Origin of the sequence: Streptomyces yerevanensis (assembly GCF_000716805.1) — a bacterium.
In the GTDB taxonomy this organism is placed as follows: Bacteria; Actinomycetota; Actinomycetes; order Streptomycetales; family Streptomycetaceae; genus Streptomyces; species Streptomyces flaveus.
This window is the reverse complement of sequence record NZ_JNWJ01000003.1, coordinates 188,861-200,973: the sequence shown is the minus strand read 5'-3', so window position 1 is coordinate 200,973 and position 12,113 is coordinate 188,861. Positions and strand designations below refer to the sequence as shown.

11 protein-coding genes and 1 pseudogene are annotated in these 12,113 nt (G+C 69.9%); 7 read left to right on the top strand and 5 right to left on the bottom strand.

Translation table 11 applies throughout. From position 1 onward, the window contains the following. Window positions 1–56: 56 nt before the first annotated feature. Genes OP79_RS04490 through OP79_RS04480 form a run of 3 tightly spaced genes read left to right on the top strand, consistent with a single transcriptional unit; the run spans window position 57 to window position 2,349 of the window. A complete protein-coding gene (locus tag OP79_RS04490) occupies window positions 57–476 on the top strand; it encodes a Zn-ribbon domain-containing OB-fold protein (RefSeq protein WP_033318599.1) in 420 nt (139 codons plus the stop codon). Next, window positions 473–1,627 carry a thiolase family protein gene (locus OP79_RS04485; protein WP_033318598.1) on the top strand — a complete coding sequence of 385 codons (1,155 nt, stop codon included), beginning with the start codon at window positions 473–475 and terminating at the stop codon, window positions 1,625–1,627. The genes OP79_RS04490 and OP79_RS04485 overlap by 4 nt, the downstream gene beginning before the upstream one ends. Before the next feature lie 17 nt (window positions 1,628–1,644). Beyond that, window positions 1,645–2,349, top strand: coding sequence for an SDR family NAD(P)-dependent oxidoreductase (locus OP79_RS04480; RefSeq protein WP_033318597.1), 705 nt, complete (start codon window positions 1,645–1,647; stop codon window positions 2,347–2,349). 20 nt (window positions 2,350–2,369) lie between these two features. On the opposite strand, the gene OP79_RS04475 is transcribed toward OP79_RS04480, so the two are convergent. Beyond that, window positions 2,370–3,026, bottom strand: coding sequence for a TetR/AcrR family transcriptional regulator (locus OP79_RS04475; protein WP_033318596.1), 657 nt, complete (start codon window positions 3,024–3,026; stop codon window positions 2,370–2,372). A 140-nt stretch (window positions 3,027–3,166) separates the two neighbouring features. Between OP79_RS04475 and OP79_RS58440 the strand changes: the two are divergent. Continuing rightward, window positions 3,167–3,340 (top strand): annotated as a pseudogene (locus OP79_RS58440) (helix-turn-helix domain-containing protein); the annotation flags it as partial. 470 nt (window positions 3,341–3,810) lie between these two features. Here OP79_RS58440 and OP79_RS04465 read toward each other — a convergent pair. From OP79_RS04465 to OP79_RS04450, 4 genes are all read right to left on the bottom strand, one after another. Further along, complete coding sequence (locus OP79_RS04465) at window positions 3,811–5,241, bottom strand: dihydrolipoamide acetyltransferase family protein (protein ID WP_033318725.1); 1,431 nt, start codon at window positions 5,239–5,241, stop codon at window positions 3,811–3,813. A 4-nt stretch (window positions 5,242–5,245) separates the two neighbouring features. Continuing rightward, a complete protein-coding gene (locus OP79_RS04460; RefSeq protein ID WP_033318594.1) occupies window positions 5,246–6,271 on the bottom strand; it encodes an alpha-ketoacid dehydrogenase subunit beta in 1,026 nt (341 codons plus the stop codon). A 5-nt stretch (window positions 6,272–6,276) separates the two neighbouring features. Then, window positions 6,277–7,314 carry a thiamine pyrophosphate-dependent dehydrogenase E1 component subunit alpha gene (locus OP79_RS04455; RefSeq protein ID WP_169786178.1) on the bottom strand — a complete coding sequence of 346 codons (1,038 nt, stop codon included), beginning with the start codon at window positions 7,312–7,314 and terminating at the stop codon, window positions 6,277–6,279. Window positions 7,315–7,426: 112 nt separating this feature from the next. Beyond that, a complete protein-coding gene (locus OP79_RS04450) occupies window positions 7,427–7,963 on the bottom strand; it encodes a VOC family protein (protein ID WP_245685215.1) in 537 nt (178 codons plus the stop codon). A gap of 245 nt (window positions 7,964–8,208) precedes the next feature. Between OP79_RS04450 and OP79_RS04445 the strand changes: the two genes are divergently transcribed. From OP79_RS04445 to OP79_RS04435, 3 genes are read left to right on the top strand one after another with little or no spacing between them, the layout of a single operon-like run. Beyond that, entirely contained in the window at window positions 8,209–9,474 is a 1,266-nt protein-coding gene (locus OP79_RS04445; RefSeq protein WP_033318593.1) for an aromatic ring-hydroxylating oxygenase subunit alpha, read from the top strand. Continuing rightward, entirely contained in the window at window positions 9,471–10,295 is an 825-nt protein-coding gene (locus OP79_RS04440; protein ID WP_078491605.1) for an SDR family NAD(P)-dependent oxidoreductase, read from the top strand. The genes OP79_RS04445 and OP79_RS04440 overlap by 4 nt, the downstream gene beginning before the upstream one ends. Next, window positions 10,292–12,064 (top strand): PEP-utilizing enzyme, encoded by a 1,773-nt coding sequence (locus OP79_RS04435; protein ID WP_245685214.1) that lies wholly within the window; start codon window positions 10,292–10,294, stop codon window positions 12,062–12,064. Before OP79_RS04440 ends, OP79_RS04435 begins: the two co-directional genes overlap by 4 nt. The last annotated feature ends 49 nt before the right edge of the window (window positions 12,065–12,113 follow it).

Below are 12,113 nucleotides of genomic sequence, written 5' to 3'. Positions count from 1 at the left end.
TCACCCGCGGTCACCGCACCACCGCACGACGACCGTGCAGAAAAGGGCAGGACGGCATGATCAGCAGACTCATCGACGAGGGCCTGTTCGAGAGCGCGAATCCACCGTGCCTCACGGGTGCGCGCTGCTCCGGCTGCGCCACCGTGGTCTTCCCACGGCAGGACTCGTGCCCCAAGTGCTCGGACGGAGCCATGTCCGCGCACGTGCTGCCGGTGAGCGGGCGGGTGTGGTCGTGGACGCTGCAGGCGTTCCAGCCCAAGCCGCCGTACCGGCCGCCGACCGGGGGCTATCGCCCGTACCACGTGGGTTATGTCGACCTCGGTGAGGTGCTGGTCGAGGCGCGGCTGGAGGTTCCCCGCGCCGAGATACGGATCGGGCTGCCGGTCCGGCTCACCACGGTGACCGCCTACCACGACGAGGACGGGACCGAGGTTCTGACCTTCGCGTTCCGCACAGACGGGGAGGGGGAGCGATGAGCCGGAGCGACGAGGTCTATGTCGTCGGCTGTGGCATGCATCCCTTCGGCCGCGACGAGACCGTCACCGGGATGGACATGGCGGAGCGTGCGGTACGCGAGGCCCTGGCCGACGCCTGTGTCGCCTGGGAGGACATCGGTTACGCGGTGGGCGGCTCCGACGTGTCCGGCAAGCCCGACACACTGGTCGGCCGTCTGGGCCTGACCGGTGTGCCGTTCGCCAATGTGCAGAACGGCTGCGCCACCGGTGCCTCGACGGTGCTCGCGGTGGCCAACGCACTGCGCGCCGGCGAGGCCTCGCTCGGACTTGCCGTGGGCTTCGACAAGCACGAGCGGGGCGCCTTCAACGTCTCCGCGGCACGCTACGGACTGCCCGACTGGTACGCCGAGACCGGCATGATGCTGACCACTCAGTTCTTCGCCCTCAAGACCCAGCGGTACCTGCATGAGCACGGGATCTCGGAGCGGGCGCTGGCGAGGGTGGCCGCGCGGGCCTTCCGTAACGGCTCCCAGCACCCCCTGGCCTGGCGGCGCAAGGAGCTGACGGAGGAGGAGATTCTCAACTCCGCCGAGGTCAGTCCGCCCCTCACCCAGTACATGTTCTGCTCGCCGGGGCAGGGCGCGGCGGCTCTGGTGCTGGCGCTCGGCGACCGTGCCTTCGACCTGTGCGAACGGCCGGTCAAACTGGCGGCGTTGGCCTTCAGGACCAGACGGTTCGGCTCGTTCGAGGTGTTCTCGCCCTGGCTGCCGCCCGGACCGCACCGCAGCCCGAGCGTCGACGCCGCGGAGTCGGCCTTCCGCACCGCGGGGCTTCGGCCCGTGGACGTACAGGTCGCCCAACTGCAGGACACCGACAGCGGATCGGAAATGATCCACCTGGCGGAAACCGGACTGTGCGGCCACGGCGAGCAGGAGGAACTGCTCGCCGGCGGGGACACCGACCCCACGGGCCGCATCCCGGTCAACACCGACGGCGGCTGCCTGGCCGGTGGCGAGCCCGTCGGCGCCTCCGGGCTGCGCCAGTTCCACGAGGTCGTACGGCAGTTGCAGGGCCGGGCGCCGGGTGTGCAGGTGCCGGGCGCTCCCCAGGTCGGCTTCACCCATGTGTACGGGGCGCCCGGGATCAGCGCCTGCTCGGTACTGACGATCTGAAAGGCGGCAAACGCACCATGTGGCACGGCGACAGAACCGCACTGGTCACCGGCGGAGCGCGCGGCATCGGCCTGGAGATATGCCGACAGCTCGCGGACCGGGGGCTGAGGGTCCTGGTCGGGGCGCGAAGTTGGGAGGCAGCCGAGGAGGCGTGCCGCGCCATCGGTCCGGCGGCACTGCCGCTGGCCCTGGACGTGGCCTCGGCGAAGAGCGTCGCCGAAGCGGTCCGGGAAGCAGGGGAGTTGACTGGCGGGATCGACGTCCTGGTGAACAATGCGGGAGTGTCCCTGGACGGAGATCTACGGCCCCCGTACCTGGACGAGGAGATCCTGCGCACGACCCTGGAGACGAACCTCGCGGGTGCCTGGCGCATGGCGGAAGCCGTCGCGCCAGGCATGGTGGAGGTCGGCTACGGACGGGTCGTCAATGTCACCAGCTCCTACGGCTCGCTGGCGCTGATGGACTCCGGCCGCCACCCGGCCTACCGGATCTCCAAGACCGCCCTCAACGCCCTGACCCGTATGCTCGCGGCCGAACTGGCGGGCACAGGCGTCCTGGTCAACGCCGCCGACCCCGGCTGGACCCGCAGCGGCATGGGCGGTTCCGCTGCCCCGCGCGGTCCGGAGGAGGGGGCGGACACGCCGGTCTGGCTGGCCACCCTCCCCGAGGGCGACGGGACGACGGGCGGGCTGTTCGCCGACCGCAAGCCTCTGCCCTGGTGAACCGGCCCTGGTGAACCGCCTCAGGCGGATGCGGAGGCCGGCTTCTGCTCGGCGGTGACGATCCGCAGCGCCAGCGATCTGACCGCCTCCTGCACGGACCGGGAGGGCAGCTGGGACAACGGCCCGCCCTCCGCTCTCAGCGCGGTGACCAGCATGGTCGTACTGATCAGCGTGCGGACCGCGAGCGCCTGCGCCGCGTGCCGTGACTTGGCCGCCCGGGGACTGCGCGTGGTGCCCTCCGGCAGATAGTCGTACGCCCGCTGGATGTGCCGCTGCTCGAACTCGTCCCGCAGCACCTTGACGTTGCCGTTGGCGGAGGCGATCTGTACCTGGTACAGCCGGGCCTCCTCCGGGTTCTGCTCCACCCAGTCCCACACCGCGTCGATGACCCGCAGCAGACCCTCCGCGCTACCGGGCTCGGACTCCGGGCGGGCCGCCTCCACCACCGCGTTCAGCTGGTCGAAGACCCGCCGCATGGCGAGTTCGAGCAGCTCGTCCTTGCCGTCGAAGTGGTAGTAGACGGCTGTGGGCACCACCTGGGCCTCGTCCGCGATGTCCTGGATGCTGGTCTCCGCGACTCCGTTGCGTCCGAACACGCGCACGGCGGCGGTGATGATGTGCTGCCGTCGCGAGGGTCGGTGGGCGGGCTGCTTGCCGTTCTGCGTGGTGGCCATCATGCTCCCTGGCGGCTGCCGCGAACCCGCGTCTGTGGGCCCTGTTCACTAACCATGCTATCCAGTAACTCCGCCAGGTCGATGGCGTAATTCCTGCTACACGTGTGCCGTCGGAGTACGAAGATCGCGGCATACTTGACACCATGACGACATCCGGAACCCGTGCCGCGCACCGTCCTTCGCGCAAGCAGTGGGTGATCGAAGCGGCCACGGAGTTGTTCGCCACCCAGTCGCCGGACGAGGTGACGGTGGCCGACATCGCCGCTCGTGCGGAGATGACCTCGGCAGCGGTCTACTACCACTTCTCCTCCAAGGACAAGGTCCTGGTGGAAGGGATGCGGGCGTTCGCCACCGCGCTGCGCGAAGAGCTGCATGCGCTCACGGAGGCCCACACGCCCGGTTCGCCCGTCGGCCCTGCCCTCACCTCGCTGGTGGCCTGGCTGGGCGAACACCGGTCCGCCGCCACCGTGTTCTTCACGTCCTCGGCCGGCATGAGCCAGGAGGCGGAGGCGCTGCGCCACGAGAGCCGGACGCAGTTGCTGGAGGAACTGGTACGGCTGACCCGCAAGGCCCGTGAGTCGGTGTCCGACGCCGAGGCCGCCGTCATCGCCCTGGGCCTGTTGTCGCTGCTGGAGACCTCGGCGATCTCGCAGGTCCGCGGGGACGACGTCTACCGCTCCCTCGGACACCGCTCCTTCGTCCGCGAGGTCGGCCGCCTCGCCGAGCGGATCGCCGACCCGGCGGCGGCCGAATAGCCCTCGTACCAGGGTCAGCTCTCCGCCCAGGATCAGACCAGCAGCCGCAGCGGCTTGCGCAGCAACTCACCGACCGTGCGCAGATACTCGGCCGCCGGTGCCCCGTCGACGGCACGGTGGTCGAAGGTGAGGCTCAGGGTGAGCACCTGCGTCCGCAGCGGCCGGTCGTCCACCCACTCGACACCGTCCCTGAGCCTGCCCACGCCGAGGATGGCGACATTGCCGGGGTTGATCACGGGGGTGAAGAAGTCGACGCCGTATCCGCCCAGCGAGGTGACGGTGAAGGTGGCGCCTTCCAACTGGGTCGGCGAGATCCGCCCCTCACGCGCGGCCTCGGCCAGGGTTCTCGACCGGCGGGCGATCTCGGGCAGGGGCAACCCCACCGCGTCCTCGATCACGGGGACCATCAGGCCGCCCGGAACGGCCACCGCGAAGCCGAGGTGGATGTCGCCGAGCAGATGGATGCCGTCTTCCCGCACCGTCGCGTTGAGCAGCGGATGCTCGCGCAGGGCCAGGGCGGCGGCCTTGAGTAGGAAGTCGTTGAGGCTGGGGACGGGCAGATCGCTGTCGGCCCATTCGTCCTTGAGCTGGGCCCGCAAGGACACGACGGCGTCCATCCGCACCTCATAGCCGTGCGTCAGCTGCGCCATCTCCTGGAGGCTGGCGTGCATCCGGCGGGCGATGGTGCCGCGCATTCCGGTCAGGGGGAGGACGTCTCCCGGTTGGGGTACGGCACTGCGGCGGACGGCCGCTGTTGCGGGCGCCGGTTCGGTCGCCGTGGGGACGGCGTCGAGGTCGGACCTGCGGACCCGGCCGCCGAGCCCGGTGCCGGTCACCTCGGACAGGTCGATGCCCCGCTCCTTCGCCAGCCGGCGTACCAGCGGCGAGACGGGGACGACGGAGTCGCCGGGCAGAACGGAGGGCGCCGGTGCCGTGGGTGCCGCCGAAGAGGCGGCAGCGGCGGCGAGGAACTCCTCCACGTCCTCGGAGACGATCCGGCCGCCGGGCCCGGTGCCGTGTACGACGGCGATATCGACGACGGCCTCGGCCGCCACCCGCCGGGCGTTCGGGGAGGCCAGGAGGCGGCCCCCGGAGCCGTTCGGCGCAGCGCTGCCGTTGAGGGAGAGCGCGCCGGAGGAGGCATCCACGGTCGTGGGCGGCGCAGCCGTACCCGTGGCCCCGGATTCGGCGGGCATCGGCGAACCGGCCAGGTCCGACGGCTGCTCGCCCTCGGCCAGCAGCCAGCCGATGAGCGCCCCGACGGGGAGTGTCGTACCGGCCGGGACCGTGGGATGGAACGTTCCCCCGGCCTCCGCCTCGACATCCACGTCGACCTTGTCGGTGGCCAGCCGCAGCAGTGCGTCGCCCTCCGAGACAGCGGCTCCGGTGGGCACGAGCCACTCGTCGATCGTGCCTTCCTGCATCGTCAGGCCAAGCTTCGGCAGGAGAACCTCGACGGCCACTTCGTCACGACCTTTCGAGGAGACGGCGGCAGCCCTGCGCGATGCGGCCGCGGTCGGGGACATAAGCCTTCTCCAGCACCGGAGAGAACGGCACGGGAGAGAAGGGGGCGCCGATGCGCAGGATCGGCGCGTCCAGATAATCGAAGGCCGCGTCCTGGATCTGGGCGGCGATCTCCGCGCCGAGTCCGCCGAAGGTGACGGCCTCGTGGACCACGAGGGCCCGGTTGGTGCGGCGGACAGAGGTGATCATGGTCTCGGTGTCCAGGGGCTGGACGGTCCGGGGGTCGATCACCTCGATCTCGATGCCCTCGGCGGCGAGTTCGTCGGCTGCCGCGAGTGCCTCGCCCACCATGCGGCCCAGCGCGATGACGGTGACGTCGGAGCCCTGACGCGCGGTGTGGGCCTGCCCGAGCGGGATCCCGTAGATCGGTTCGGGTACCTCGCCCTTGCTGCCGAGCAGGACCTTGTTGAGCATGACGACGACCGGGTTGTTGTCCCGGATCGCCGAGACCGTCAGGCCCTTGGCGGTGTACGCGTCGGACGGCATGACGACCTTGAGGCCGGGCACGTGGGCGAGCCAGGCCTCCAGGCTCTGGCTGTGCTGGGCGGCGGCGCCCAGGCCGGCGCCGGAGGCGGTGGTGATGGTGAGCGGCACGGAGAGGCCGCCGCCGAACATGTACTTCATCTTGGCGGCCTGGTTGACGATCTGGTCCAGGCAGACGCCGATGAAGTCCATGAACATCAGGTCGACGACGGGGCGCAGACCCCGGGCGGCGGCGCCCACGCCCAGGCCGACCAGCGCGGCCTCGGAGATCGGCGTGTCGATCATGCGGCGCGGGCCGAACTCGTCGAGCAGGTTGTCGAACATGCGGAAGACGCCGCCGTATCCGGCCACGTCCTCGCCGGCGACGAAGACGTTCTCGTCCTCGCGCATGGCCTGCGCCAGTCCTTCGTTGAAGGCCTTGACGTAGGTCAGTTTGCGGTCCGTGGCGTCCGGGGCGGCGGTGGGTGCTTCGGTGATGGTGGTCATGGCGGTCACCCCGAGTAGACGTTGAGGAGCAGGTCGGCGGTGTCGGGCAGCGGGCTGGCCTCGGCGTACGCGATGGCGTCGGCGATCTCGTCCCGGGTGCGCTGCCAGGTGTCGTCCAGCTCCGCGCGGGTGGCGGTGCCGTCGGCGAGGGCGCGGGCTTCCAGCAGGTCGATCGCGTCGCGGGCCATCCACTCGTCGACCTCCTCCTGCGAGCGGTAGGGGTGACGCAGTCCCTTGACGCCCTGGTGGTCGTAGAAGCGGTAGGTCTTGGCCTCGATCATCATCGGGCCCTCACCGGCCCGGGCACGTGCGACGGCCTCGGTGGCGGCTTGGTGGACGGCGGCCGCGTCCATGCCGTCGACGATCACACTGGGCATGCCGTAGGCCGCTGCCCGGTCGGCGACGTCGGTGATCAGCATGTGCTTCGACTGGGGCGTGAACTCGGCGTAGCCGTTGTTCTCGCAGATGAACAGCACCGGCAGGCGCAGGATGGCGGCCATGTTGGCGGCCTCATGGAAGCTGCCGATGTTCGTGGCGCCGTCGCCGAAGAAGGTGACGGCGACGCTGTCCTCGCCCTTGTACTGGGCGGCGAAGGCGGCGCCGACGGCGATCGGAATGCCGGCGCCGACGATGCCGTTGGCGCCGAGCATGCCGAGGCTGAGGTCGTTGATGTGCATGCTGCCGCCGCGCCCGAGGCAGGCTCCGGTGACCCGGCCGTACAGCTCGGCGTACATGTGCCTGAAGCTGACGCCCTTGGCCACGGCGTGCCCGTGTCCGCGGTGGGTGGAGGTGATCTGGTCGTCGTCGCGGAGTGCTGCCATCACCCCCGCGGCCACGGCTTCCTGGCCGACGTACAGGTGCAGGAAGCCGGGCAGTTTGCCGGCCTCCATGAGCTTGCCCGCCTCGGTCTCGAACAGCCGGATGCGCACCATGCGCTCGTGCAGGTCCCTGATGACCTGCGCGGATGCCTGGTTCGCGACCGGATCGGCCGACTTCTTCGATGCCCTGGATGTGCTTGATGTGCTTGAGGCCCGTTGAGCCATCGTCCGCCCCTTCGCCCGAGGGAGGTGTGCTGGTGTGCCACGCAATCGGACTTTGTAGTGCCGGTCTACAGTAAGTAGCAGTGGGCACCTTACTGAACAGGCTCTCTAATTACTACGCCTCTGTCCGATCCGGTCCCGGATCCCCGCCCCGCCCGTCGACCAACTCCACCGCGTTGCCTTCCGGGTCCGCCCAGAAGCTGATCCGCCGCCCCCGCGCCCGGACGACGACCGGAGACGACAGCGGGCGAGCACCGGCAGCCGGCAGTGCGGCGACGACCGGCGCGATGTCCTCCAGGTGGAACGTGAGATAGGACAAGCCGCGGTGTGCGGTCAGCGGCACGGCCGACGAGGCGGGGGCGGGTACGGCACTCACCCGAGGCTGCACCAGCTTGATCCGCCCGCCGGAGGGCGTCCCGGACGCCGCCCCGACGGGCACCTGAAGCCATACGACCAGAAGCGGTCCGCCCAGCCCGGCGGGGCCACCGATCGATTGCGGGATGTGCGACCGGTGCACCGGAACGCAGCCGAGCGCCTCACGGTAGAAGCGCTCCATCAGCTCCAGGTCGCGCACCACGACACCGGCCTCGAAGGGTTGGGTCATCGCCGCCCTCAGGGCGGCCCTGGCCGGATCGGGCGCGTCATGGGTCACCGGACCACCTTCCGTCGGGCCATTGCCCACCGTACTCCCGCAGCTGGAGCCGATCCCTAGAAAGATCGAGTCGGGCCAGGGCTACCCTCGCAGCAGATAGCGAAGATGACCTGCGGAATGTCGTGCAGCCGACTTCGGCACTTTCTATTGACACACAACACTAACTCCTGTTGTTGTGGCGATCGCAGCGGAGCTGTAGCACCAGAACCCTTCACCAGCTCGCGGCTGGGAGGATTGAGGACATCGTGGTCCAGATCAATTCACCGGAGACCCGAGCGGCAGGCGACGAGCGTCCCCTGCCGCCCGCCCCGGAATACCACTCATGGATCGGCCAGAACCACGCCACCGATGCCGCGAGCGCGGCCATGCGGCAGGACGCGGCCGAGCTCGCCGAGCGTGTCATCGAGCACTACCGCAACAACACGACCCATGAGGTCGAGGAGCAGTGGACGGAACCCGTCGACAACTACCTCGACGCCGACCGCTGGCTGCGGGAGATGGACGCCGTCCACCGGAGTGTTCCGCTCCCCCTCGCCATGTCGGCAGAGCTTCCCAAGCCCGGGACCTACAAGGCGTTGGACGTGCTCGGCGTCCCCATCCTGATCACCCGGGACCGCAAGGGCGAAGTCCACGCGATGATCAACGCCTGCCGGCACCGCGGCGCCGAGCTCGTCGAGCCGGGCTGCGGCGTGGCGAAGCGGATCACCTGCCCGTACCACGCCTGGTCCTATGACCTGTCGGGGGAACTGCGCGGCGTGCACGCCGAGAAGACCTTCGGCGACGTACCGCGCGAGAAGCGCAGCCTGATCCAGCTCCCCGTTGGTGAGCGTGCCGGCATCGTCTTCGTATCGCTCGATCCGAACGCCGAGCACGACCTGGACGCCTGGCTCGGAGACCTGCAGCCACTGCTGGAGGGGCTCCGCTTCGCGGACTGCCACCACTACGCCACCCGCGAGCTGACCAGCCCCAACTGGAAGGTCACGCTCGACGGGTACCTGGAGACCTACCACTTCGCCTCGCTGCACACGAAGACGGTCTTCGAGACGAACTTCTCCAACATGATGGCCCACGACACCTGGGGCCCTCACCAGCGCCTCGGCGCCGCCCTGCGGCCCGTCGCGGACGTGGTGGACCTGCCGCCGGACAAGCGTGACCCCGGCGACGTGGTCGGAGCCATCTACTGGCTCTTCCCCGGCCTGGCCATCGCCGGCACCTGGCGCAACAAGATCGCCGTCTCCATCGTGATCCCCCGGACAGCCACCGAATCGGTGACCCAGCAGATCATCCTGCTGCGCGAGCCGGCCGTCACCGAGGAGGAGCGGCACGCCGCCGACCAGTTCGGCGAGTGGTTCTACGAGGTGGTCCGCGACGAGGACTACGCGACCACCTACGGAGTGCAGCGGGGACTCAAGGCCCTCGCCGGGACCGACTTCGTCTTCGGACGCAACGAGCCCGGACTCCAGCACTTCCACCGCACCATTCACGGCCTCCTGGACGAAGCGTCCAGATGACGAACCCTCAGAACTCGCAGGAGAACAGCATGGTGGCTACGGGCAGCCTCGACGGACGTGTCGCGGTGATCACAGGCAGCACGCGCAGTATCGGACGCGCCATCGCCGAGGCCTTCCTGGCCGACGGGGCCACGGTCGTACTCAGCGGCCGCTCCGAGATCAAGGGCAAGCAGGCGCTGGAAGAACTCCAGGCCGGCGACAAGGCCGTCTTCCACGCCTGTGACTCGAGCCGCCAGGCGGACATCGAGGCGCTGATCGACTGGACGGTCGAGCGGTTCGGCCGACTCGACATCATGGTCAACAACGTCGGCGGCACCGAGGGGTTCGCCCCGGTCCACCAGCTCAGCGACGAGGCGTGGCACAAGGCGCTCGACCTGAACCTCAACGCCTACTTCTACGGCACCCGCCGCGCACTGGGGCCCATGCTGGAGGGTGGCTGGGGCCGTGTCATCAACATCTCCTCGGTCGAGGGCAAGCAGGCCAACAAGCCGGCGATCAGCCACTACATCACCAACAAGCACGCCATCCACGGACTGACCAAGGCGACCGCCTTCGAGTACGGCACCCAGGGCATCACCTGCAACGCCATCTGCCCCGGCGCCGTCGACACCGACCTGATGCGGGCCGCGGGCCCCGCCGCGGCCGAGGCCGAGGGCATCTCGTACGAGGAGTGGCTGGGCCGGTTCGCCGAGCACGCCGCCACCAAGAAGATCACCACCGTGGAGCAGATCGCGGGCGTCGCCTCACTGCTCGCGAGCGACGCCGGCGCGGGCATCACGGGCACGCTGATCAGCGTCGACGGCGGAACGTCGCAGTGGTGAGCGAGGGAACGGACGGCGGGAGCCCCATCGCCATGAAGCACTGGATCACCGACTGGCAGCGCAGCGAGCGACTGCCCCACTACACCCGGGCCAACGCGGGCGAGACCCTGCCGGAGCCGGCCAGTCCGCTGGGCTGGTCCCTGATCTGGGGGCGCGGTCTGCAGGGCTGGCGCCGCGGCTTCGTCGAGTTCGGCATCTACCGCGGGGACGAGATCACCGGCGACCGGCCTCCGTTCGTGGGAATCTTCGGCGGTTACTTCTATCTCAACCTGTCGCACCTGCGGCTGTTCGGCATCCGTATGGGGCAGACCGCGGCCGACATCGACGCGGCCTTCGTCGGCCAGCGCTCCGACACACCGGTGTACGTGCCGCATCCCGACGATCAGGACCCGGAACTGACGGCCAAGGCCGGGGGGACGCTCCAGCGGATGCTCGGCCAGGCCGACTATCCGCAGGGCGACGCCGACCAGGAGCGGCTGCGCCGGATCCGCCGCGAGCGACCCGAACTGGCGTCCCTGTCCGACGTAGAGCTGGTGGCGTACGCCCGCTCTTTGCTGGACGAAGTGGAGACGACCTTCCAACGGCACGTCGAGACCTCCCTGCCCGCGTCGGTCGGACCGGCGATCCTCGGCCCGCTGTGTGCGAGCGTGGACCGTCCGGGAACCATGCTGGACCTCATCAGCGGTCTCGGTGATGTCGATTCGGCCTCCCCCTCGACCGGGCTGTGGACGCTGTCCCGCCAGGTGGTGGCCTCGGCCGAGCTGACCGCGCTGTTCGACCAGGGTCCGGCCGCGGTGGAGGGGGCGCTCGACGGGGCGAGCGGGGACGTGAAGGCGTTCCGCGACTCCTTCGAAGAGTTCCTGGCCGCCTCCGGCGACCGCGGGCCCAACGAGTGGGACATCCACGCGCTGTCCTGGGAGGCCTCGCCCGTCCAGGCGCTGACCCTGGTCGACCGGATCCGGCACAGCGCCGACGACGACTCCCCCGGGGAACGTCACCGCCGGCTGGCGGAGAGGCGCGAGCAGATCGCCTCGGAGATCCGGGCCCTGCTCCCGGAGGACGCGCAGCCGATGTTCGACGCCGGAATGCACGCCTCCCAGGTGTGGATCCCGGCCCGCGAGCGGACCAAGGCGAACTGTGTGACCGTCATCAACGAGATCCGGATGACGGTACGTGAACTCGGCCGCCGCGGCGTCGAGGCGGGGCGCTTCGCCCGGCCGGAGGACGTGATGATGCTGCTGGACACCGAACTCGACGACTATGTCGCCGACCCGGAGTCCTTCGGCCCCGTCATCGCGCAGCGCCTCGAGGAGTACGCCGGGCTGCACGAGCTGGAGCCGCCGTTCTTCGTCGCCGGTGACGCGGAGACCGAGATCGACAGCTGGCCGCGGCGCGCCGAGGGGCGGACCGAGGCCGCGACCGAGGGCGATGTGCTCAGCGGAGTGGGCGGCAGCCAGGGGACGTACACCGGAAAGGTCCGCGTCGTCACCGACCCGGCCTCCTGCGAGGCGCTGGAGCCGGGAGAGGTACTCGTCGCGCCGATCACCGACGCGGCCTGGACCCCGCTGTTCCTCGTCGCCGGAGCCGCCGTCGTGGACGTGGGCGCGCTCAACAGCCACGCCGTCGTGGTCTGCCGCGAGCTCGGCATTCCGGCCGTCATCTCCGTCGAGGGCGGTACGCGACGGCTGCGGGACGGCATGGTGATCACGATCGACGGCGACAAGGGAACGGTCACCGTGGACAGCGTCCCGGCGGCGCTCGTCATCTGAACCGCCGCGGGCCCGTCGCTTCCCCTGACAGGGGCGACGGGCCCGCGCG